Source organism: Bartonella birtlesii IBS 325, assembly GCF_000273375.1.
Classification (GTDB): domain Bacteria; phylum Pseudomonadota; class Alphaproteobacteria; order Rhizobiales; family Rhizobiaceae; genus Bartonella; species Bartonella birtlesii.
The window spans coordinates 457,715-480,481 of sequence record NZ_CM001557.1 but is presented as its reverse complement, the minus strand read 5'-3'; the positions used below and the strand labels follow the sequence as shown (position 1 = coordinate 480,481).

Annotated in this window: 20 protein-coding genes and 2 pseudogenes; 12 read left to right on the top strand and 10 right to left on the bottom strand. The window is 35.5% G+C overall.

The window, feature by feature from the left end:
• Positions 1-8: 8 nt before the first annotated feature.
• The 6 genes from QWU_RS02555 to QWU_RS02530 all read left to right on the top strand — a co-directional run bounded on the left by QWU_RS02555 (position 9) and on the right by QWU_RS02530 (position 5,078).
• Positions 9-305 (top strand): LapA family protein, encoded by a 297-nt coding sequence (locus tag QWU_RS02555; RefSeq protein ID WP_006589973.1) that lies wholly within the window; start codon positions 9-11, stop codon positions 303-305.
• A 150-nt stretch (positions 306-455) separates the two neighbouring features.
• Complete coding sequence (locus QWU_RS02550; RefSeq protein WP_006589972.1) at positions 456-1,388, top strand: class I SAM-dependent methyltransferase; 933 nt, start codon at positions 456-458, stop codon at positions 1,386-1,388.
• Between the two features lie 2 nt (positions 1,389-1,390).
• Positions 1,391-2,239, top strand: a complete 849-nt coding sequence (locus tag QWU_RS02545; RefSeq protein WP_017196131.1) for a TrmH family RNA methyltransferase — start codon at positions 1,391-1,393, stop codon at positions 2,237-2,239.
• Positions 2,236-2,748, top strand: a complete 513-nt coding sequence (lspA, locus tag QWU_RS02540; protein WP_017196130.1) for a signal peptidase II — start codon at positions 2,236-2,238, stop codon at positions 2,746-2,748. Before QWU_RS02545 ends, lspA begins: the two co-directional genes overlap by 4 nt.
• A 569-nt stretch (positions 2,749-3,317) precedes the next feature.
• A complete protein-coding gene (locus tag QWU_RS02535; RefSeq protein WP_006589969.1) occupies positions 3,318-4,091 on the top strand; it encodes a Bax inhibitor-1/YccA family protein in 774 nt (257 codons plus the stop codon).
• 123 nt (positions 4,092-4,214) lie between these two features.
• On the top strand, positions 4,215-5,078 hold the full coding sequence (locus tag QWU_RS02530; RefSeq protein WP_026017273.1) for an endonuclease/exonuclease/phosphatase family protein: 864 nt from the start codon (positions 4,215-4,217) through the stop codon (positions 5,076-5,078).
• 10 nt (positions 5,079-5,088) lie between these two features.
• Here QWU_RS02530 and polA read toward each other — a convergent pair whose 3' ends face one another.
• The 6 genes from polA to QWU_RS02500 all read right to left on the bottom strand — a co-directional run bounded on the left by polA (position 5,089) and on the right by QWU_RS02500 (position 11,925).
• Entirely contained in the window at positions 5,089-7,995 is a 2,907-nt protein-coding gene (gene polA / locus QWU_RS02525) for a DNA polymerase I (RefSeq protein WP_006589967.1), read from the bottom strand.
• 329 nt (positions 7,996-8,324) lie between these two features.
• Positions 8,325-9,032 carry a DNA polymerase III subunit epsilon gene (gene dnaQ / locus QWU_RS02520; RefSeq protein ID WP_017196129.1) on the bottom strand — a complete coding sequence of 236 codons (708 nt, stop codon included), beginning with the start codon at positions 9,030-9,032 and terminating at the stop codon, positions 8,325-8,327.
• A 4-nt stretch (positions 9,033-9,036) separates the two neighbouring features.
• Positions 9,037-9,624, bottom strand: coding sequence for a dephospho-CoA kinase (gene coaE, locus QWU_RS02515; RefSeq protein ID WP_006589965.1), 588 nt, complete (start codon positions 9,622-9,624; stop codon positions 9,037-9,039).
• Positions 9,621-10,502 carry a shikimate dehydrogenase gene (locus QWU_RS02510; RefSeq protein ID WP_017196128.1) on the bottom strand — a complete coding sequence of 294 codons (882 nt, stop codon included), beginning with the start codon at positions 10,500-10,502 and terminating at the stop codon, positions 9,621-9,623. Before QWU_RS02510 ends, coaE begins: the two co-directional genes overlap by 4 nt.
• Positions 10,495-11,091 carry a Maf family nucleotide pyrophosphatase gene (locus QWU_RS02505; RefSeq protein ID WP_006589963.1) on the bottom strand — a complete coding sequence of 199 codons (597 nt, stop codon included), beginning with the start codon at positions 11,089-11,091 and terminating at the stop codon, positions 10,495-10,497. Before QWU_RS02505 ends, QWU_RS02510 begins: the two co-directional genes overlap by 8 nt.
• 9 nt (positions 11,092-11,100) lie before the next feature.
• Positions 11,101-11,925 carry a pyruvate, water dikinase regulatory protein gene (locus tag QWU_RS02500; RefSeq protein ID WP_006589962.1) on the bottom strand — a complete coding sequence of 275 codons (825 nt, stop codon included), beginning with the start codon at positions 11,923-11,925 and terminating at the stop codon, positions 11,101-11,103.
• Positions 11,926-12,529: 604 nt separating this feature from the next.
• Here QWU_RS02500 and rho point away from each other — a divergent pair.
• The 6 genes and pseudogenes from rho (at position 12,530) to QWU_RS02470 (ending at position 19,522) form a co-directional block, all read left to right on the top strand.
• Positions 12,530-13,795: a transcription termination factor Rho gene (gene rho / locus QWU_RS02495; protein WP_017196127.1), complete on the top strand. Its 1,266-nt coding sequence runs from the start codon at positions 12,530-12,532 to the stop codon at positions 13,793-13,795.
• A 33-nt stretch (positions 13,796-13,828) separates the two neighbouring features.
• Complete coding sequence (gene mnmE / locus QWU_RS02490; protein WP_006589961.1) at positions 13,829-15,136, top strand: tRNA uridine-5-carboxymethylaminomethyl(34) synthesis GTPase MnmE; 1,308 nt, start codon at positions 13,829-13,831, stop codon at positions 15,134-15,136.
• Positions 15,137-15,248: 112 nt separating this feature from the next.
• Entirely contained in the window at positions 15,249-17,117 is a 1,869-nt protein-coding gene (mnmG, locus tag QWU_RS02485) for a tRNA uridine-5-carboxymethylaminomethyl(34) synthesis enzyme MnmG (RefSeq protein WP_006589960.1), read from the top strand.
• A gap of 68 nt (positions 17,118-17,185) precedes the next feature.
• A pseudogene (gene rsmG, locus QWU_RS10550) lies at positions 17,186-17,778 on the top strand (16S rRNA (guanine(527)-N(7))-methyltransferase RsmG).
• Positions 17,775-18,572: a ParA family protein gene (locus QWU_RS02475; protein WP_006589958.1), complete on the top strand. Its 798-nt coding sequence runs from the start codon at positions 17,775-17,777 to the stop codon at positions 18,570-18,572. Before rsmG ends, QWU_RS02475 begins: the two are co-directional and overlap by 4 nt.
• 44 nt (positions 18,573-18,616) lie before the next feature.
• Positions 18,617-19,522 carry a ParB/RepB/Spo0J family partition protein gene (locus QWU_RS02470; protein WP_006589957.1) on the top strand — a complete coding sequence of 302 codons (906 nt, stop codon included), beginning with the start codon at positions 18,617-18,619 and terminating at the stop codon, positions 19,520-19,522.
• 108 nt (positions 19,523-19,630) lie between these two features.
• Here the strand turns inward: QWU_RS02470 and QWU_RS02465 are convergent, their stop codons facing one another.
• The 4 genes and pseudogenes from QWU_RS02465 to ftsY form a co-directional block, all read right to left on the bottom strand.
• Positions 19,631-19,999: a hypothetical protein gene (locus QWU_RS02465; protein ID WP_006589956.1), complete on the bottom strand. Its 369-nt coding sequence runs from the start codon at positions 19,997-19,999 to the stop codon at positions 19,631-19,633.
• Between the two features lie 19 nt (positions 20,000-20,018).
• Positions 20,019-20,780: a hydroxyacylglutathione hydrolase gene (gene gloB, locus QWU_RS02460; protein WP_006589955.1), complete on the bottom strand. Its 762-nt coding sequence runs from the start codon at positions 20,778-20,780 to the stop codon at positions 20,019-20,021.
• Between the two features lie 69 nt (positions 20,781-20,849).
• Positions 20,850-21,532 (bottom strand): annotated as a pseudogene (locus QWU_RS08945) (septation protein A).
• Positions 21,529-22,758 (bottom strand): signal recognition particle-docking protein FtsY, encoded by a 1,230-nt coding sequence (gene ftsY / locus QWU_RS08940; protein ID WP_017196125.1) that lies wholly within the window; start codon positions 22,756-22,758, stop codon positions 21,529-21,531. Before ftsY ends, QWU_RS08945 begins: the two are co-directional and overlap by 4 nt.
• Positions 22,759-22,767 lie beyond the last annotated feature (9 nt).

Below are 22,767 nucleotides of genomic sequence, written 5' to 3'. Positions count from 1 at the left end.
GTAAATTTATGACATTTAAACGTATCCTTTTCATAATTATTTTGGTGATTCCTACAGCGCTTTTGGTTGCTTTTATTGTAGCTAATCGTCAAATGGTTACTTTGACGCTTGATCTTTTTCAGACAAACTCAGAAAATTTTACTTATCACGCTCCTTTTTTTATATGGCTCTTTATTTTTTTTGGTCTTGGCGTTTTATTGGGAAGCTTAAGCAATTGGTTTGCATATCATAAATGCAAAAAAGCCCTTAAAAAGAGTAATGCGGAACTCGAAAAATTAAAAAAATCAATCACAGATATGGTATAAATGTGTGTGAAAGTTTTTTTGTGTATTCAATATAGAATAAAAACTGCTCTTTTTCTTTTTTCCTGTACATACCCTAATTGACTCTGGGGCTTTACACTCTTACAAAAAATTCGAGAGCTTTATAACAACACCCGTATCGCGATATTCTATATGCCTGCAAAATGTTTTCAATCTTACCACAACAATAGATATCCGCAGGAAAAATTACCTGTTATTTTAGAAACAGGGGCAAGTGCAGATTATGCTCTTATTGACTCTGGTAATGGACAAAAATTAGAGCGTTATGGAGCTTACCGCATTATTCGACCAGAGGGACAAGCCTTATGGAAACCTGCTTTATCACAAAAGAAATGGGAAGATGTTGATGCCATTTTCACTGGTAACAGAGATGAAGAAGGTGTTGGTCGTTGGCATTTTCCTAAAAAACCGCTTGGTGAAACTTGGCCTCTTTCTTGGAATGGATTGTCTTTTCTAGGCCGTTTTACTTCTTTTCGTCACGTGGGTGTTTTTCCTGAACAAGATGCCCATTGGCGCTTTATGGAAGAACAAATTACGCAAGCTATACGTCCGATTAAAATGCTTAACCTTTTTGGCTACACGGGTATCGCTTCTTTGATTGGTGCACGTGCGGGTGCAAATGTTACACATGTTGATGCTTCTAAAAAAGCTATCGCTTGGGCTAAAACAAATCAAGAAAGAGCAGGATTATCAGATTACCCTATTCGTTGGATTTGCGATGATGCTGTAAAATTTGTCGAACGAGAACTGCGTCGTAAAAAAAACTATGATATGATTCTTCTTGATCCTCCTGCCTATGGACGTGGCCCTCATGGAGAAATTTGGCAATTATTTGATCATTTATCCACCATGATTACAAATTGTCGTAAGCTGCTTTCTGATAAACCTCTTGCGATTGTACTTACTGCTTATTCTATTCGTGCTTCTTTCTATACACTTCACACTCTCATGCGTGATGAATTGATAAATTTTGGTGGTATTGTCGAATCAGGAGAATTAATCTTACGTGAAGAAACCACGCAACGTGCCCTTTCTACTTCTCTTTTTAGTCGTTGGATTGCTTGAATATGTGTATATCAAAAATCGGAAAGGTCAAAGAAATCACCTCTCTTAGCAATTCTATCATCAAAGACCTTCGTGCACTCAGCCAGAAGAAAAACCGAAATCGGGAAGGTCTTTTCATGGCAGAAGGACTGAAATTGGTGATTAATGCTCTCAATCTTGGCTGGACAATACAAACACTGATTTTTTCTAAAAGCAAAATTGGTAATACCGCTATTGAAAACACCGCTGCATATACTGTAGCCAATGGCGGTTTTGTCATTAAAGCTTCACAAAAGGTGATGGAATCACTTACTAGGCGGGATAATCCGCAAACAGTTATTGGTATCTTCAAACAACAGTGGCATCCCCTTGAAATGATCAAAGAGCAAGTCAAAGACGTTTATGTTGCACTTGATCGGGTGCGTGATCCTGGAAATCTTGGCACCATTATTCGTACTGCTGATGCCGTAGGTGCTAAAGGCGTTATTTTGATTGGTGAGACAACAGATCCTTTTTCACCCGAAACAGTCCGAGCAACGATGGGATCGATTTTTTCTATACCACTTTATCGTTGTGATGAAAGTGATTTTTTAAATTGGTCTGATCACTTTAAAGCCATGATTGTTGGCACACATCTTAAAGGACCTACCGATTACCGTAGCATTGATTTCAAAAATGGTCCTGTTATACTTCTTATGGGAAATGAAGAACAGGGGCTATCAGATATTCTAGCAAATCATTGTGATAAACTTGCGCGTATTCCTCAAAGCGGATGCGCCGACTCACTTAATCTAGCAATAGCAACAGCTATCATGCTTTATGAAATTCGTCGTCCTTATTTAACACTAGAACCATGTGAGACTAAAATATGACACGTAAATCACTGCTTTTTTTTCTTCTTGGCTTGATCGTTACAGTAGGACTTGACCAAGCAGTCAAATACTGGATTATACACAATATGCTCCTTGGAACAGCAAATTCGCTTCTTCCTTTTCTTTCCCTTTACCATGTGCGTAATTCTGGTATTGCGTTTTCGTTTTTTTCTTCTTTTTCTCACTGGGGACTTATTGCCATAACGCTTGCTATTATTGTTTTCCTTTTATGGTTATGGAAAAGCACGGCGCAGAATAGATTTTTAACGCGTTTTGGTCTTACCATCATCATTGGTGGAGCAATCGGCAATCTTATTGACCGTATTCGTTTTCACCATGTCACTGATTATATTCTCTTTCATATCGGCGATGTTTTCTCCTTTGCTATTTTTAATCTTGCTGATAGTTTTATCACATTTGGTGTCATTGCTATCCTCATCGACGAATTGCGCATCTGGATAAAAGCAAAGCGCCATTCTGATCGTCCATTTTCACAAAGAGAGAAATAAAATGAAATTATTTGCTTATGTGATACAAGATAAGCGTAAATAGGCGATGCGCAATGGCTTTACCATTATATTATTTTTTATATTATAAATTGGGCACTTCATTATATGGGCACTGGGGTGAGATAGGTTGAAGAGTCTAAAGCAAAGAAATGTCTCTTTAAAACAAACGCGTAAATGTGCAATATAATGCTGTTCGATGTGAGAAGCGTAATCTCATTAAGAAAAATGATGATTCGTATTTATAGATTTTGCATTACGTTTTTCATATTCTTTATAAAGAAACAAAAACTTATCATTTAAACTTTTCCCTTCGCATAAGTAAACTTCATGATTTTACTCAAAATAAGCTTATTCCTTACCAATTTGTAAGGTTTCTTGCCAAGATAAGTCTCTTGTAATTTTAAAATAAATCCCCATAATAGAGGGAGGTATGCTGGAATTCCGCTAGCGGCGCCTGGAGTTGTTTGTATGTACCAAGTAAAGGTTTATACATAAAGTGCTGTTACAATATACAGATATTCTTTTAAACTCCAAAATCTGGCGGAACATATACTAAAGGACTTTATATTATGGCTGATTTCAAAAATTTACGTTCGGCATCTGTTTCTCGTGCCGATGCATCAATTGATCTAGGATTGCGCAGCTATATGCTGGGCGTTTATAATACAATGGCCATTGGTTTGCTTATTACAGCCGCTGCTGCTTATGCAGTTGCATCATTAGCAACGACAACAGATATGAGCCAGGCAGCCGCTCAAATCAATAGTAGTGTTTATTTGACTTCATTTGGAGTAACATTCTATACATCGCCACTTTCTTATATTGTTATGTTTGCACCACTTGTAGCGGTTTTATTCCTTAGTTTCAAAATAAACACATTGAGTACAAGTGCAGCCCGTAGCCTCTTTTTTGGATACGCTGCTCTTGTTGGATTCTCACTCTCCTCTATTATTTTGCGTTATACCACGGAAAGTGTTGTGCAGACCTTTGTTATTACCGCAGCGTCTTTTGGTGCTCTTTCACTTTATGGTTACACAACAAAGCGTGATCTCACGGCGATGGGTTCATTCTTTTGCATCGGTTTGATTGGCTTGATGCTTTCTATGCTTGTGAATATCTTTCTTGGATCAACTGCCTTGCAGTTTGCTATCTCTGTGATTGGTATATTTATTTTTGCTGGTTTAACAGCTTACGATACACAGAATATTAAGTTAATGTATTATGAAGGAGATCAAAGCGATGCAAAAGGACGTAAAATTATTATGGGGGCTTTGAATCTCTATCTTGATTTTATTAATATGTTTGTTTTCTTATTGCAATTTCTCGGCTCGAATCGTGATTAATTGCGAAAATTATCACTTAATTGAGGGACCTTGTTTCTTAAAAGGAGCAAGGTCTTTTTGTTTTTAGCGTTTTTTAAACACAAGGCTTGTTCTTTTTTCTTGTTAGTGTACTTGCTTAATAAAATGACAAAAATGCCTTATAAGCAGAGATTTTCTCGATTTTCTGCACTTATACAACAAAAACTCCATAGCTCTCTTGCAAAGACAGGTGATAATAATTTTTGTCATCAGTCAAATAAAACCAATCAAAACCTTCATTACGATCTTACCGTTGCTTCTTATAATGTTCATAAATGCGTAGGTGTTGACAAAATTTTTAATCCTACGCGTATTGTCCATGTTATTACTGAACTACAAGTTGATATTCTTGCACTTCAAGAAGCAGATAAACGTTTTGGTGAACGCGTTGGCTTGATTGATCTTCAACTTTTAAAAAGCAAAACAGGCCTGATTCCAGTGCCTTTGAATACCATGTCGCCTCAAGGGCATGGCTGGCATGGTAACGCTCTTTTTTTGCGAAAAGGACATGTACGCGATATCTTACAAGTCACTCTTCCTGGCATTGAGCCGCGTGGCGCTGTGATTGTAGAGTTTGAAATGGAAATCGGCCTTATACGTATCATTGCCGCTCATTTTGGCTTATTACGTCATTCTCGTAATCAACAAACAAAAACACTCCTTGCACTTCTGCAAAAACGCCCCCTTATGCCTACACTCCTCGTTGGGGATTTTAATGAATGGCGGAGGGGAAAAGGCTCTTCTTTAAAGCATTTTTCTCCCTATTTTGATAGTACACTTGGAACTGTACCAAGCTTTCCTTCTCGCTTTCCTTTTTTGGCTCTTGATAGAATTTTTGCTTTTCCCCATCAGTTAGTGAAAAATATTGAAAATCACAACTCATCGCTTGCACGCGTTGCCTCCGATCATTTGCCTATTAAAGCCTATCTTGATCTTGCCAATGCAATAGCTATTATTCAAAACAAATAACTGAAAAAGATTAATGTGCTTCATCCCAATTTTTTGCAATCATGACTTTTACTTCAAGGGGTACTGATAAAGAGAGAACAGGCATTGCAGCATTTTCCATGACCTTTTTAACAACAACCATGGTTTTTTCACTTTCATCTTCTGGTACCTCAAAAATCAGTTCATCATGCACTTGTAGCAACATTTTTGCTGATAATTTCTCTTTTTGCAAAGCATCTTCCATGTGAATCATGGCACGGCGAATAATATCTGCTGCTGACCCTTGAATCGGTGCATTAATAGCAGCACGCTCATTAAAAGAACGAACTTGTAGATTCGTTGCTTTTATTTCTGGATAATGAATACGACGTCCAAAAATTGTCTCTACATACCCATTCTGACGTGCAAAGATTTTTGTTTTCTCCATATAGTCTTTAATTCCTGGAAATCTTTCAAAATAGAGTTGAATATAACGCCCTGCTTCTTGCCGTGAAAATCCCAATTGATTGGCTAATCCAAATGCTGAAATGCCATAAATAATACCAAAATTAATTGCTTTTGCACGACGCCGTATATCTGAATCCATCCCCTCTATCGCAACGCCAAACATTTGTGATGCCGTCATAGCATGAATATCCTGCCCTTTAGCAAAAGCTTCTTTTAATGCCGTGATATCGGCAATATGCGCAAGAATACGCAATTCAATCTGACTATAATCGGCCGAAAGTAACACATGTCCTTTTGGAGCAATAAAAGCTGTGCGAATTTTACGCCCTTCAGCGGTCCGTACAGGAATATTTTGTAAATTTGGTTCTGATGATGATAACCGCCCTGTTGATGTTGTTGCCAAAGAGTAGTTTGTATGGACTCGCCCTGTTTTTGGCAAAATATAAGAGGGCAAAGCATCTGTATAAGTAGATTTTAGCTTTGCAAGCTGGCGCCAATCAATGACTTTACGCGGTAAAACATGGCCTTCAGCAGCTAATTCTTCTAAAGTCTGTGCAGAAGTTGACCACTGTCCACCCTTGGTTTTAGCACCTCCGGGTAATCTCATTTTGCCAAAAAGGATATCACCTAATTGCTTTGGTGAAGCAATATTAAATTTCTCACCAGCTAGCTGATAAATTTCCTCTTCTAGAATCAAAGCAGCCTGCGCTAATTCTCCTGAAAGACGCAATAAAATCTGCCTATCAACAAGAATCCCACGTTCTTCCATTCTCGCGAGTACTTCTATTAGCGGCCTATCAAAACGTTCATAAATTTTTGTCATCCTTTGAGATACAAGTTGTGGTTTTAAAACTTGCCACAAACGCAGCGTTACATCAGCATCTTCAGCCGCATAAAGAGTTGCCTGTTTCAAATCCACCTTTGCAAAAGAAGTGATCTTTTTTCCGTTATGCGTTAAATCCTTGTAGGCAATCGGTGTATGTCCAAGCCAACGTTTAGACAAATCATCCATATTATGGGTTAAAGATCCAGCATCCAAAACATAGGACAAAAGCATGGTATCATCAAAAGAACGTATCACAATGCCCTTTTGCTTCATCACTAACCAATCATATTTTATATTCTGGCCAATTTTTAAAACTGCTTGATTTTCTAATATCGGCTTTAAAAGTGCTAAAGCTTTCTGGGGTTCAATCTGCCCTACAATGCGCGCTCCTCCTAACAGATCATCTTCCCCTTCAACATGTTCAAGAGGCACATAAGCTGCTTTTCCCGGCTTTAATGCTAATGAAAAACCAACAAGCTTTGCTTGTAGTGGATCAAGTGAAGTTGTTTCAGTATCAAAAGCAAAAAAGCCTTGTTCTTCTGCTTTCCATAACCAATCTTTCAAAACTTCTTCATCAAGAATAGTTGTATAAGTATCTCTTGTAATTTTTTGTGTTAGTGCTTGACCTTTGCACTTTTCCGCTAAGCTTTGTGGAGAATTTTCAGAAAAATTATGTGAGAGTGTACTATTAACATCTTTTATATCAAAATCGTTCTTATATTTAGGCTTTTCCCATTCAACATCTATATCAAGTGCATCAATTACTGCTGCATCGCACATCGTTGCCTCTGCTACACGACGTGTTAATGTCGTAAATTCCATCGTTTTAAGAAAAGCGATTAAGCGTGGACCATCTTGGGGTTCCAAAATAAAATCGTCTAAATTATTGTCTATAGGCACATCTGTTTTAAGACGCACCAGTTCACGAGAAATTTTTGCCTGTTCACTATAATTTTGAATATTTTCACGCCGTTTTGTTTGCTTAATTTCTGCCACGCGCTGTAATAAAAGATCAAGAGAACCAAATTGATCCAGCAGTTGGGCAGCGATTTTTGGACCAATACCTGGAATACCTGGCACATTATCTGTTGTATCTCCAATCAAAGCCTGCAAATCAACCATTTTTTCAGGTGCGACACCCCATTTTTCTATAACTTCGGAAATACCAATATGTTTATCTTTCATACTATCATACAAAGATACATGCGTATTTACGAGTTGCATAAGATCTTTATCAGAAGAAATAATTGTTGTTTTTGCTCCAACCTTTGTTGCCAATTTTGCATAGGTAGCAATTAAATCATCCGCTTCAAATCCTTCCTCTTCAATACAAGGCAAATTAAAAGCTTTTGTTGCTTGGCGTATTAATGCGAATTGTGGAATAAGATCTTCAGGAGGTATCTCACGATTTGCCTTATATTGTGGATAAATTTGTTTCCGAAATGTATCGGATGAATAATCAAAAATAACAGCAAAATGCGTTGGAACAACACCAGTAGCTGTATTGCGCGCATCACAGAGTAATTTCCATAGCATATTACAAAAACCAGCGACAGCTCCTACAGGAAGACCATCCTTTTTGCGCTTTAAAGGCGGTAAAGCATAGTAAGCACGAAAAATATAGCCCGACCCATCAACCAAAAAAAGATGATCTGTTGCTTTCATGACAATTTCACTTCTCCATTTCTGCCTAAAAATAATTCTCTCTCAAATATTTTTTTGCTCTTATAATAAAATTTATCAAGCTGCCTCTAAAAAGCCATTTTTTCTTTTCATAAGGTATGAAGTCGTTGCAATTTATATTTGGTACCTAGAGCTTTTCTTTGCTGTTACAGGATATAATAGCTTTCATTTTGCTCCTCCTATGATAGCTGAGGTACTATGTGGCGACATGGTCGTTGTGGTGTTCCCCTCCCCACAACGACCGTATTTTTTAAGGGCAGTGTTTTTAGAGATTTTATTCTTCCCAGATTTAAAGAAAAAGGTTGCATTCTTTACTCAGGAATTTCGAAATCATTCCACAAAGCCTTTTCTCCCATTTTGTTAATAAAATCAGCATGCAGACTTTTTTCTTGTGCACTTAATCTTGGAGCTAAGGCTTGTGGACGGGATTTAACCGCATAGAGAGCATCTTTGTCATTTTTGGAATCTTCATCATCTCCCTGCTTTTTATTAAAACCTAATACCCCCTGCTTGCCACCAATGAGTTCGATGTAAACATCGGCAAGAATCTCTGCATCAAGTAAAGCGCCATGAAGAACACGATGACTATTATCAATTCCAAAACGTTTGCACAAAACATCAAGTGAATTCGGTCCCATAGGAAACTTACGCCGTGCCATAGCCAATGTATCAAGAATGTTATCAACACTGATAAGTGGTCTATTCGCCCGTCCTAATTCTGCATTAAGAAAACCAATATCAAAGCTTGCATTATGAGCAATCATTGTTGCGCCATTAATAAATTCTAAAAACTCATCAGCAATATCACTAAAGTTTTTTTCATTCTTTAAGCGTTCATTGGTCAATCCATGAATCGCTACAACTTCATCAGGAATAATAATGCCTTGTGGATTCAAATAAACATGGAATCGGCGCCCTGTAAGATAACGATCAACCATCTCTACACAACCGATTTCTATTATGCGATCTTTCTCTTTATCTAAACCTGTTGTTTCTGTATCAAAAATAACTTCACGCATGACTTTAATTCTTTAGTAACTTTTTTATCACGTAATAAACTTGCTCACGTGTATTCTCTAAATTTTTCCCTGTATCAATAATAAAATCAGCACGTTCTCGTTTTTCTTTATCAGGCATTTGTCTCGCATTGATAAAGGCAAATTTTTCTTCATTCATATTTTGGCGAATCATCGCACGCTCTTTTTGTATTGTTCGTGGAGCAGAGACAACGATAACACTGTCTACACGTTTTTCACTCTTTGTTTCAAAAAGAAGTGGAATCTCAAGAATAACTAATTTTTTTTCCTCTCTGTGTGCTCTCTCAATAAATTCTTTTTCTTTTTCTTGTACTAGAGGATGAATTATTTTTTCTAATTTTTGTAATTTATCATGATTGTTTAATAAAATTTTAGAAAGCTTTAAGCGATTAATTTTATTATCTTCAATGACACTAGGAAATGCACGTGCTATAAGTGATACTACTGGTTCATCTTTATAAAGCTGATGTACTGCATCATCAGCACTAAAAACAGAAATACCTGCTTGTTTGAAAAAATCAGCGACTGTTGATTTTCCCATAGCAATTGATCCAGTCAATCCTACGATTTTCATCTTTTTTCTTCACCCATATCCTCTAAAATTGCTGTTCGTAGTGCCTTTGTAACTTGTGGTCTTATTCCAAACCATCGTTCAAAACCTACAACAGCTTGATGCAAAAGCATACCCAGTCCATCAACAGTTTTTAAACCATGCGTTTTTGCTTGTTGTAGAAAAGGTGTTACCAATGGTGTGTAAACAATATCTGTCACCAATGCTGTTGTCTTCGCGTTATAAAAATCACAAAAAAAAGAATCATTTTTTTTCTCATGAGGATTTATCATACCTAAAGAAGTTGTATTAACAATCAAATCAGCCTGATAAAGTATTTCATGTATATTTTGCCAGTCACAAACTTCAATAGTTTTTCCAAAATGCTGCGCTAAATCTTCTGCACGCCTCTTTGTACGATTGAATAAGCAAATACGTTCAAATCCACGTTTTTTTAAGGAATATAGGACAGCGCGTGCAGCACCACCTGCACCAAAAATAACTGCCGTTTCTCCTATCCAATCAGGAGCAAAATCATCAAGATTAGCACTAAAACCGTAAGCATCACTATTTGTGGCACAAAGTTTATCTCCTTCATACCAAAGCGTATTAACAGCACCAATCATTGTTGCTACATCATCTTTATAATTTGCCAAATGAAAAGCTTCCTGTTTATGGGGTAGTGTAACATTACCCCCACAAAACCCTCTCTTTTTTAGAGATCTGAAAAAATCCCTAAATTCTTCAGATCTTACTTCTTGTGCGATATATTCGCCTTGTAGATCATATTGTTTAAGCCAAAAATTATGTATTTTTGGCGATTTTGAATGATGAATAGGAATACCAACAACAAAGGCACGTGGAAAATCTATTTTTTCATGCTTTATTGTTAGATTAACCATCAATAACCCCTAAATGACGCAGTTTTATAAGTAAGGGCAATAAAGGTAAACCAATAATTGTAAAAAAATCTCCTTCAATTTTATCAAAAAGATGAATTCCTTCTCCTTCAATTTGATAGACTCCTACACTGTTAAAAACATTTGTTCCCACGCGCGATAAATAACGTTCAATAAACTCTGATGAAAGAGGGCGCACCAACATATGCGCACTAAAAACTTCTGTCCAAATTTCTTGGCCATTTTGAAATAAAGCTATTGCACTATGAAGAGAATGGGATTTTCCTGACAAATCACGTAAACGTTGATATGCTTCCTTACTATTTGTGACTTTATGTAAAACTTTTCCTCTTAAATCAAGTACTTGATCACAACCAATAACTAAGTTACCAGGAAAACGGTCGGAAACATTTTTTGCTTTTGCACTTGCAAGAAAACAGCTGAGCTCTTTAGGAGTCTTTGTTTTTCCTGTTTTTTCTATTTCTCTTTCATCAAAAGAAGCTGCTTCAGTAAAAAAACTTAAACCAGCTTTTTTCAATAATTGTGCACGATAAAAACTAAGGGATGCTAATATTAGCCTATCTGTGACCATGGGATTCTTTCATTTTCCTTCACGAAATCGCGTTAAAAGCTCAAATATAGCAGCAGCGGTCTCTTCAATAGAGCGCCTTGTCACGTCAATAATAGGCCAACCAAAACGTTCACAAATGCGCTTTGCATAAGTTAATTCTTCAGCAATATTGATACGATTTGTATAACTCTCAATGGCAAAATTATCTCCCAAATCGCGATTTTGGCGAATATGTGAGATTCTTTCGGCAGAAGCAATTAAACCTATGATTAAAGAATTTTTTACTTCTAAAAGAGCTTCTGGTAAATCAATTCCCGGAACAAGAGGAACATTAGCTGTCTTAACTCCACGATTTGCTAAATAAATACTGGTAGGTGTTTTAGATGTTCTTGAGATTCCTACAAGAATTACATCTGCATTAGATAGATCACTGGGAGATTGTCCATCATCATGTTCTATTGTAAAATCCAGCGCTTCAATACGACGAAAATAGTCTGCATTGAGATCATGTTGTGCACTGGCACGTAAATTTGTTGGTATTCCAAGATAAGACTGAAAAGCATCCAAAACAGGATGTAATATGTCAATACAGGGAACTTTCATTTTTTCACATTTCTTCTTAAGAAGAAGTTTAATTTTTTGATCAATGATTGTGTAAAGAACAATACCAGGTTCTTGTTGTATTTCATCAAGAGCTCTTTGTAATTGTGTCTCATTACGAATCATTGGATAGATATGTTCTGTTACTTGATTCATCGTGTATTGTGATGCAACAGCTCTTCCAACAGAGATTAATGTTTCTCCTGTAGCATCAGAAAGCATGTGCAAATGAAAGTTTTTTTTATCTCTTGTCACAAAAATTTTAACTCCTTGTTAACAAATGTGCATATATAAGCATCGCTTATTACAAAAAGAAAATTTGAGGAAAATTTTCCATTATTATGCACAAACTGAACAGTTGTGATAGCTGATCTCCTCTTATAAAAAAAGTGTGGTAATAGCAGCTTTAAGATAATGTTATACTTTTCTTTTTTTATTTTTCATTTGTGGATAAAATTGAGGATAAATAGAGTATAACTAATAATTTACGTTAAACACAGGCTTTAATAAGAATAATCCCCTTTTTCAAAAATTTTTAATATAAGGTTATCTGGAAAAATAAAAGTATTTTGAATATTAATTTATTAGTGATATAGAATGTATCCATATCCAGTATAGTCTCTTTTAAATATGTTTATATTATCTTAATTTATAATGGTATTTTATGTAACTTAATTAAAATTTCTATAATCGATTTTCTTATATATTTCTTTTATTTAATAAATTATTTTTATACAAATAGCTTGCAGATTTTAAAAATTGAGTGTACAATGCTCTTTTTTCTTATAAGAGTATTATATTCTCTAAATTTTCCGTAGATTATCAGGGACAATCTCCACTTATTTAAAGAGCATATTTCATGCAAGAAATGAAACTACAAGAACTTAAAAGTAAAAATCCCGTTGAACTTGTTTCTTTTGCTGAAACATTAGAAGTTGAAAATGCTTCTTTGATGCGCAAACAAGAATTGATGTTTGCTATTTTAAAAAAGCTTGCTTCGCAAGATGTAGAAATTATCGGAGAAGGAGTTGTTGAAGTTTTGCAAGATGGATTTGGTTTTTTACGATCTGCTGATGCTAATTATCTTCCAGGACCTGATGATATTTACCTTTCACCTGCACAAATTCAATCTTTTTCTTTAAAAACAGGTGATACTGTTGAAGGTCCTATACGGAGCCCGAAAGAAGGAGAGCGCTATTTTGCTCTTCTTAAAATTAATACTATTAATTTTGAAGATCCTGAAAAAATCCGCTATAAAATTCATTTTGATAATCTCACTCCTCTTTATTCTAATGAACGTTTTCAAATGGAAATACAAGATCCTACAGAGAAAGATATGTCATCGCGGGTGATTGATTTGATATCTCCATTGGGAAAAGGTCAACGAGGGCTTATTGTAGCACCTCCTCGGACGGGAAAAACAGTTTTACTTCAAAATATTGCTCATTCTATTACCACTAATCATCCTGAATGTTATCTTATTGTTCTTTTAATTGATGAACGTCCAGAAGAAGTTACTGATATGCAACGTTCTGTAAAAGGAGAAGTTGTTTCTTCTACTTTTGATGAACCAGCAATGCGTCATGTACAAGTAGCTGAAATGGTTATTGAAAAAGCAAAACGTCTTGTTGAACATGGACGTGATGTTGTTATTCTTCTTGATTCTATTACACGTCTAGGGCGTGCCTATAATACAGTTGTTCCTTCATCAGGTAAGGTTTTAACAGGTGGGGTAGATGCAAATGCGTTGCAGCGTCCAAAACGTTTTTTTGGCGCAGCACGTAACATTGAAGAAGGTGGATCTTTAACCATTATTGCAACGGCTTTGATTGATACTGGTAGTCGTATGGATGAGGTTATTTTTGAAGAATTTAAAGGTACTGGTAATTCGGAAATTGTTCTTGATCGTAAAGTTGCTGATAAGCGAATTTTCCCAGCTATGGATATATTGAAGTCAGGAACACGTAAAGAAGAACTTTTAGTAGCACGGCAAGATTTACATAAAATTTTTGTACTTCGTCGTATTTTGGCGCCTATGAACGTAACAGATGCAATTGAGTTTTTGATTGATAAATTAAAACAAACAAAAAACAATAGTGAATTTTTTGATTCAATGAATACGTAGAAATATTGGTTTTTTTTGATTGGGATACATCCTGTGGATACAATCTTTGCTGTTTCGAGTGGATTGTTGCCTTCAGGGGTCGCAGTCATTCGGCTTTCTGGTCCCCATGTTATAAATATAGTTAAAACACTTTGTGGTTTTTTGCCCAAGGCACGATTTATGCATTATGGAAATCTTACAGCTCGTGATGGTAGCTTTCTAGATTCTGCTTTAACTGTTTTTTTCCCGGCTCCTCATAGTTTTACAGGGGAAGATTGTGCAGAATTCCATTTGCATGGGGGAAAAGCGGTTGTAAATCGTTTTCTTGATGAATTATCTACATTTGCTGGATGTCGTATGGCAGAAGCGGGTGAATTTTCGCGTCGTGCTTTTATGGAAGGGAAGTTAGATCTTGTTCAAGCAGAAGGTCTTGCTGATTTAATAGAAGCAGAAACGGAAAGTCAGCGGCGTTTGGCTATTATGGGGACAAGTGGGCGTTTAACAGCACTTTATCGTGATTGGCGCAGCAAACTTATGAAAGCACGTGCTTTTATTGAAGTAGAACTTGATTTTGCTGATGAAACTGATGTTCCAAATTCGGTATCTGATAAAATTTGGAAAGATGTAGAAAATCTTCGTACTTCTCTTCAAAAACATATTGATGAAGGAGAACGTGCGAGTATTTTACGTGATGGATTACAAATTGTTATTGCTGGTGCTCCAAATTCTGGAAAATCAAGCATCATGAATCGTTTGGCTGGAAAACCTGTTGCTATTGTGACAGATGAGGCAGGAACAACGCGTGATGCTTTAGAAATAAGGCTTGTTCTTGGTGGTATACCAATTTTTTTGACAGATACTGCTGGTTTTAGGGAAACAGAAAACAAAATCGAGCAATTAGGAATAGAAGTTGCAAGGAAGCATATTAGAGATGCTGATTTAGTTATTTTAGTTTATGATATGATAAATCCAAAGGAGATTGAATTACCAAAGACATCGGCTGAAATATGGCGTGTTGGTAATAAACTTGACCTTTATGAAAAAAATGAAAATAACTGGTCTATACAATTTTCTACAATAACTGGTTTGAATTTTGATTATTTTATTAAAGAAATTGAATCATTTTGTTTACGTCGTGCCGCTGAAATTGGAAATCTTGTTCCAGCGCGTAAAAGGCAACTTCAGTTATTAAAAGAAGCTGTTAAAGAAATAGAATTTTCCATAAACTATCATACTCTTGATTTAAGTTTACGTGCAGAACATCTTCGCCGTGCCAGTGATTTTCTTGGAAAAATTACTGGAGATATAGATGTTGAAGATTTGCTTGATGTTATTTTTTCAGAATTTTGTATTGGTAAATGATGATTCACGTGAAACATTGATTATTTTATAGACAGTTTTAAAAGATTATGTAATTTTATACATTCTGTTTCACGTGAAACTTGAGAGTAGATTTTATATGGAATAAATTCTGATGCAATTATATGATGTTATTATTGTTGGTGGTGGACATGCAGGCTGTGAAGCTGCCTCAGCTTCAGCACGAGTTGGAGCACAGACCGCACTTATTACGCATAAAATATCAGCAATAGGAACAATGTCTTGTAATCCTGCTATTGGTGGGCTTGGAAAAGGACATTTAGTTCGTGAAATAGATGCTTTGGATGGTCTTATGGGGAGAGCAGCAGATGCTGCTGGAATTCAGTTTAGACTACTTAATCGACGCAAAGGACCGGCAGTAAGAGGGCCACGTACACAAGCTGATAGGCAACTCTATAAAGAAGCAATACAGAGTTTTTTACAAGAACAAGATAATCTCGTTCTACTTGAAGATGAAGTTATTGATCTGATTATTAAAGATAATTACGTTTCAGGTGTTATTTTAAAAAAACAGGGAAAGCTTTTTTCTGGTGCTGTTGTTTTAACTACAGGGACATTTTTAAATGGGATTATTCATATTGGCGATAAGAGATGGTCTGCTGGACGGATGGGAGAACAGTCGAGTGTTAAGCTTGCAGAACGTTTAAAAAATTATAATATAAATTTTGGAAGGTTAAAAACAGGAACTCCAGCTCGTCTCAGTAAAAAAACGATTCGTTGGGAGTATCTTCCAAAACAAAAAGCTGATGAAGATCCAGTTCCTTTTTCTCTCTTAACAGAAAAAATTGAACAGCCACAAATTGAATGTGCAATCACACGTACGAATGTGCAGACACATAAAATTATTCGTGAAAATATACATCTGTCTGCTTTATATTCTGGAAATATTGAAGGATTAGGACCACGTTATTGTCCTTCAGTTGAAGATAAAATTATTAAATTCGGAGAACGTGATGGACATCAAATTTTTCTAGAACCAGAAGGTTTAAATGATGATACGATTTACCCAAATGGTCTTTCTACTTCTCTTCCTGAAAATGTTCAAATTTCTTTATTGAAAACAATTGAAGGACTAGAAAATGTTAAGGTTTTACAGCCTGGTTATGCTATTGAATATGACTTTGTTAATCCAAAACAATTGACAAAAACTTTGGAATTGCGTTCTTTACCAGGATTATTTTTAGCAGGGCAAATTAATGGTACAACAGGATATGAGGAAGCTGCAGCACAAGGATTTTTAGCTGGATTAAATGCTGCACGGAAAGTTTCTGGATTAGATGAAATTATTATAAGTCGTTCTACAGCCTATATTGGTGTTATGATAGATGATTTAATTTCACGTGGAGTTTGTGAACCTTATCGAATGTTTACATCACGTGCTGAATTTCGTCTCTCTTTGCGGTCTGATAATGCTGATTCTCGTTTAACACCTTTGGCGCAACAATGGGGTATTGTAAGTCAAAATCGTTGGGATTGTTATCAGAAAAAACAACAACATATTGATCGTGCACGATCAATATGTAAAGGGCTTTTTTTAACACCTAATGAAGCTTCTGCTTATGGTTTGCAAATAAACCGTGATGGAATTAGGCGTTCAGCTTATGATCTTCTTGCTTATCCTCATATGACTATAAAGCGCCTTTCAGACTTTTGGCCACAATTGCAATTAATTGATTCTAAAACTGTTGAATCTTTAGAAATTGAAGCACAATATGCAGTTTATTTAGAAAAACAAGCACAAGATATTGCTTCTCTTCAGCGAGATGAGCGTTTAGAGATTCCCTCTTCTATTGATATTCGGTCAATTTCTGGTCTTTCAAATGAACTGAAAATAAAAATTCAGGAAAATTCACCACGTTCTATTGCTGATGCACAAAAAATTGATGGTATGACACCTGCAGCATTATCGCTTATTATTACATATATTCAACGTCAACGACGTGAAAAGGCTAAAATAGCTTAATGAATCTTTCTACAGAGCAAAAATATCAAGAACTCTTAAATATTGTTCCTTCTGTTTCACGTGAAACGATGGAGTATTTAATACAATTTGAAGCTTTAATAATACAATGGAATAAATATATTAATTTAATATCTGTTGCAACAATACCTCTTTTATGGACACGCCATATTTTAGATTCAGTACAAATTTATCCTTTATATAGTGATTTTTCGCATTGGTGTGATCTTGGTTCAGGTGGTGGATTTCCTGCAATTGTTATTGCTATCTTTATGAAAGAAAAAAAAGAGGACATATTGATCTTGTTGAAAGCAACGGAAAAAAAGTCGCTTTTTTACGAACAGTCATTGCTGAACTTGATCTTCCAGCGACAGTTTATCACCACAGAATTGAGGATGTATACAAAAAAATAGCAAAACCAGAAATTATAACAGCACGAGGATTAGCTTCACTTGATAATCTTTTAAGGCTTATTTTTCCTTTATTTACACAAAAAACAATCGCTCTTTTGCAAAAAGGCCGGGATTACTCTACAGAAATAAAAAATGCCTCTGCCAATTGGCAGTTTGATCTGCTAAAACATAAAAGCAGAATTGATGAAAATTCTGTTATTTTAGAAATTTCTCATCTTCGATCCGGTCATGTAGAGGGTAAAGCAAAATGAGCGAAACACGAATTATCGCTATTGCAAACCAAAAAGGTGGGGTAGGAAAAACAACCACAGCAATTAATCTTGCTACAGCTTTAGCAGCTATTGGAGAAAATGTTCTTATTATGGATGTTGATCCACAAGGAAATGCAAGTACAGGATTGGGAATAGATCGTAATAGCCGTCCTTTGTCTTCTTATGATGTTTTGGTTTCGGGGGTTTCAGTAACAAAAGCTGCTTTAAAAACAGCGGTACCAAATCTCTATATTGTCCCTTCTACACTTGATTTGTTGGGTGTAGAAATGGAAATTTCTTCATCAAAAGATCGTATTCAACGGTTACGTAAGGCGCTTTATGATGATCCTAAAATGGAAAAAAAATTCAGTTATATTCTTATTGATTGTCCTCCATCTCTTAATCTTCTTACACTAAATTCTATGGGAGCTGCAGATTCTGTTTTGGTGCCTATGCAATGTGAATTTTTAGCACTTGAAGGGTTAAGCCAATTGCTTGAAACAGTAAAGCAAGTACGATCCGTACTTAATCCATCTCTAGAAATTCAAGGTATTGTTCTCACCATGTATGATGGACGGAATAATCTTTCAAATCAAGTTGTTGAAGATGTACGTTCTTTTATGGGAGATAAAGTTTATCGTACCGTTATTCCACGAAATGTGCGAGTATCAGAAGCACCTTCTTTTGGTAAACCAGTATTGCTTTATGATCTCAAATGTGCAGGGAGTCAGGCTTATTTACGTCTAGCATCAGAGGTAATACAACGTGAAAAACAAGCACATGCAGCTGCTTAGATATTAAAAATGATTTTTGTAAATAAAACTCAAAGAGTGAAATTATGAATGATGATCAATCAAAAAAAAGACTGGGACGTGGATTAGCAGCATTGATTGGCGATATCAGTTTAAACAATGGTCTTACACGTTCATCAAGTACTGAAAAGTTAGCAGAGTTTGGTTCAGTTTCTACATTTTCTGAGCGGTTTGTTTCACTTGAATCTATTTCTTGTAATCCACATAATCCACGGCGCCATTTTACTGAATCGGAACTTGATAATTTAGCACAATCAATTCGTCAGCACGGTGTTGTTCAACCTGTTATTGTAAGACCTTTACGTGATCATCCTCAGCGATTTGAATTAATTGCTGGTGAACGGAGATGGCGTGCTGCACAGCGTGCTAATTTAAGTAAATTGCCGGTAATTGTTCGTGATGTAGATGACAAAACGGCTTTAGAATTGGCAATTATTGAAAATGTTCAGCGTGCTGATCTTAATCCTATTGAAGAAGCAATGGGGTATGAACTTTTACTGAATGAACATGGTTATACGCAAGTAGATTTAGCTCAAATCATTGGAAAAAGTCGAAGTCATGTTGCAAATACTCTTCGTTTATTAAAGTTACCGTCAAAAGTACAACAATTTTTAACCGATGGACAACTCTCTGCTGGTCATGCACGTTGCCTTATAACCGTTGATAATCCACTGGATTTAGCCGAAAAAATTATTCGTGATGGTCTCTCGGTACGCCAAACAGAAATGCTTGCATATGAACAGGCTAATCCGAAAGTCAAAAAACGAACTTCTTTAGAAAAAGATGCAGAAACGAAATCTTTAGAAAAATTGCTTGCAGATGTTATAGGAATGAAAGTTATCATTCGGCATGGTAAAAAAGGTGGCGATTTAAAAATACATTACTCTTCATTAGAACAATTAGATGATATTTGTCGGCGTTTGCAAAATTAATCAATCGTTCAAAATAAAAAGAGTTTTTTAGCAACCTTCTCTTAAAATTTTAATTATTCTGTACATATATTCTTTAGCAAATTCAATATTGCTTGAAGGTACAATGCTTTACTCATGTGGAGAAATTTCTTCGTTTGTAAGTACATTTAATGTTGTTTGAAATATTAAAAGACCAATAACAAAGTCTCTGGGTATGATATTATTTTCTTTTAAAATATTTACAAGTTTCGGTTTACGAGAAATATAAACGATATATTCTTCAACGTTATCATCATGAGTAATGGAATCGTTTTTATTATTGGTTTCTTTTAACTTTGGAAATAAATTTTTACATTCTTTTGAAATTTCTTCAAATTTAAAAAGAAAATCTTCTGTTAAGGGATAATTTGCAATGAAGGGTGATAGAGAAGAATAATTACCTATTTTTTCTCTGTTTCTTGAGTATATAAAGCAAAGAAAAAAAGGAAGAGAAAACATAATATAAATCTAAACGTGATTAAAAAATATCCTTTCTTTTCCGAATTTCAGCAAAAACTTCTTCATTTGTGGCTTTTTCCATTGCAAGATTTTTTCTGATTGTGTGATCATCCCAACGGAGAAAGGGGTTTGTTGCTTTTTCTTGCTCTAAAGTTACAGGAAGAGTCATGGCATTTTGCGAGCGTAATGAAAAAACTTCTTCTACTCTTTGTTTAAGTTTTTGATTATGTGGATCAAGTGTCAATGCGAAAAGAGCATTATTTTTTGTGTATTCATGTCCACAATAAAGAAGTGTTTCATCAGGAAGTTGACGAAGTTTTTTTAAAGAATTCAGCATTTGTGCTGCTGTTCCTTCAAACAGACGTCCACAGCCAAGTGAAAAAAGTGTATCTCCAGCAAAGAGTAATTTTTTTTCAGGAAAATAATAGGATAATGCCCCCAAGGTGTGACCAGGAGTTGAAAGAGCTAAAAGTGTATGGGAGCCAAAAAAAATTTTTTCATCAGGTTTAAGTGTTTTATCAAGGTGATAAATTTTTTCTTTTTCTGCTTCTGGTCCAATAACTATAGCTTTGTATAGTTTCTTTAATTCTTCCAGCGCTTCTACATGGTCGTGATGATGATGCGTGATAAAAATAGTTTGAAGTGTCCAGTTACGACGTTTTAAGGCATGCTGAATAGCTTTGCTTTCAGGTGCATCAATTGCTGCTGTTGTGCCAGTTTTTTGATCATGAATGAGCACACCAAAATTATCTTTTCGACAAATGAACTGTTCAATCAACATACCTTTTCTCCTGTACAGTGTACAGTAATGAAATTTATACAATAGCATGTATTATAAATTGTGTTGGATTTAAGAATTAGAGTTATCCTTTTCTTTTAAAAGCCCGTGTGAATGCTTTAGTATAAGAGGCATTTGGGTAAGCATAAAGAGAACTGTTAGGGGCATAACACCAAATACTTTAAAACTTGTCCAAAAATTATCGCTAAAATTGCGCCAAATGATTTCATTTAAAAGAGCAAGAAAAACAAAAAAGAATGCCCAACGATAGGTCAGTTTTTGCCATCCTAAATCATCGAGTTTTAAAGTAGAGTCCAAAGCATAACGCAAAAGTGGTTTTTTAAAAAACATTCCACCAAAGAGGATGAGAGCAAATAAACTATTAATAATTGTTGGTTTCATTTTAATGAAAGTATCATTGTGAAGCCAAAGCGTTAAAAAACCAAAGATGAGAACAAATATTCCCGAAATGAGAGGCATTATAGGAATTTTTCGTGCAAGAATCCATGATAAACTTAATGCAATGATGATTGCTACCATGAAAATAGCTGTTGCAGGAAAAATAGGTTTATGAAAATTTTTAAAAAATTCAATATTTTTTATCAGCCATTCACCTTTATAATTGGCAAGGAAAAAGACGACTAATGGCCCCATTTCTAAGAGAAATTTAAGTGTTGGTGAAAGAGCTGTTGTTTTATTATTTTTTTTGTATTAGAATTATTGTGTAAATTGTTTTTTAATGAAGTTTTTTTCATGCGTATCTTCCTGCGATTGTTTCGGCAAAATCAGAAGCAGAAAAAGGTTGAAGATCCTCAATATTCTCTCCTATACCGATAAAATAGACGGGTAATTTATATTTTGCTGCGATGGCAACAAGCACTCCTCCTCGTGCACTACCATCGAGCTTTGTCATGATTAAACCATTAACACCGGCAATATTACGGAAAATATCCACTTGATTAAGTGCATTTTGTCCGGTAGTGGCATCCAGCGTTTGAAGAATTGTATGGGGTGCATGGGGAGTGTGTTTTCCTAAAACACGGATAATTTTTGCCAATTCATCCATCAATTCCGTTTTATTTTGTAGACGTCCAGCGGTATCTATAATTAAAATGTCACTATTGGCTTTTTTAGCTTTTTTGTAAGCATCAAATGCTAAACTAGCAGCATCTGCTCCTAGTTTTGTTGAAACAACAGGAGAGTTTGTGCGCTCACCCCAAATATGTAATTGTTCAATAGCTGCAGCGCGAAATGTATCACCAGCAGCTAGCATAACTTTTAATCCTCCTGCGGTGAGTTTTGCTGCGAGTTTTCCAATCGTTGTCGTTTTTCCAGTACCATTTACACCAACCAATAAAATAACATGAGGTTTATGATTAAGATCAAGTTCTAGTGGAATTGCCACAGGTTCTAGTACTTTTTTTATTTCATCTGCCATAATGGCGTGAATGTTATCTGGAGAAAGATTCTTTTCATAACGGCTAGAAGCGAGATTATTAGTAATACGTGTCGCTGTTTCTACACCAAGATCAGCTTGAATAAGGATATCTTCTAGTTCTTGCAGTGTATTTTCATCAAGCTTTCCTTTAACGAATAGATCACTTATCGATTCACTTAAGCGTTGTGAAGAAAGAGCTAAACCTTTTCTTAGACGCCCAAACCATGCTGTTTTTTTCTGTTCAACAGAGGATATAGGTGAAAGATCTTCGTTTTTCTTTTCACAAATTATATCCGCGACAATAATTTTTCCAGAAAGGGGGATTTTTGCAGTATCGTCTTCAAAAGAGGGATTTTTCTCGTCACATGTGGCAGATGTTGTATTTTGACTTTCTGTTTGTTCAACCTTTTCTCTGTCGATAGAGGGTGGTTGGCTACTTTCACTGTCTTTTATGATATCGGCTTTAGAAGTGGAAAATTGTTCTATTTCTTGGTCTTCAGATTTTTTAAAAGAAAATATTTTTTTGATAAAAGATTTTGTCATGAGGGCTTT